Annotated in this window: 1 pseudogene; it reads left to right on the top strand. The window is 59.6% G+C overall.

Going from position 1 to position 1,062, the window contains the following annotated elements:
- Positions 1 to 224 precede the first annotated feature (224 nt).
- Positions 225 to 938 (top strand): annotated as a pseudogene (locus tag QMK17_RS26305) (IS3 family transposase); the annotation flags it as partial.
- Between the last annotated feature and the right edge of the window lie 124 nt (positions 939 to 1,062).

The following is a 1,062-nucleotide window of genomic DNA, read 5'->3' as shown; positions in this document are numbered from 1 at the left end:
GCCAACCCACGCGTCGTGAAACGCAAAATCTTCAAGTGGGCAGCCAAACGAGCCCACCACCAACACCATCCACAACCCACCACACCACCCGAATGCACAATCATTCAACACTAACTGAACGGTATTGCTCCTAAGAAGTGAAGCCTCCGGACAACCCGGTGCGGTTCAAGTCTCCCGCCGAGTGCCTTGACGGGGAGCTTGTTGCGTTGACAGGTTGAATTTAAGGCCTCGTACTTTGCACGGGAGCCACGGTAGTGGCGAAGTACGAGTTCATCGATTCCTATGTCGCGGACGATTCCGCGGTAGTACCGATCACCGACCGCTGCCGCTGGCTCGAGGTGTCCACCTCAGGGTTCTACAACTGGAAGGGCCGCCCGCAGTCCGCAACAGTGATACGCAGAACTGCTTTAGCGCAACGCATTCGGGTGTTCTTCGAGCTCTCCCACGGAACCTACGGATACCGCCGCATCCATGCCGATCTGCGGGCCGCTGAGATCGAGTGCTCCCCGGAATTGGTCCGGTCGATCATGCGCGAGGAAGACCTCGTGCCGTGCCAACCACGACCGTTCCGCGTCACCACCGACTCCGATCCGAACGGGATGCCGATCGTGCCGGATCTGCTCGAACGTAACTTCTCCGCTGATCGGCCCGGAAGCAAGTTCGTCGGCGACATCACCTACATTCACACCTGGCAAGGCTTCATGTACCTCGCGACCGTCATCGACTGCTACTCCCGCAAGGTCGTGGGCTGGTCTATCGCCGACCATATGCGCACCGAACTCGTCGCGGCCGCGTTGACGAACGCAGTCGCAACGACCCGGATCGAGCCGGGAGCGATCTTCCACTCCGATCGCGGCAGTGTCTACACATCGCGGACCTACCGGACTCTCGTGAACTCTCTGGGCATGCGCTCCTCGATGGGCAGAACCGGGGTGTGCCTGTTGACCGGCTAATCCACCCGATTGTTACCGCGAATCGACACGCCGACCCGCGAAATGCTTGATTAGCGGTGACGTTGGGGTTACACCTGTCTCATGATGATTCAGCACGCGCTGCATCTCG

It is taken from the genome of Rhodococcus sp. G-MC3, assembly GCF_030063335.1.
GTDB lineage: Bacteria > Actinomycetota > Actinomycetes > Mycobacteriales > Mycobacteriaceae > Rhodococcoides.
This window is presented reverse-complemented; position numbering and strand designations above follow the sequence as displayed.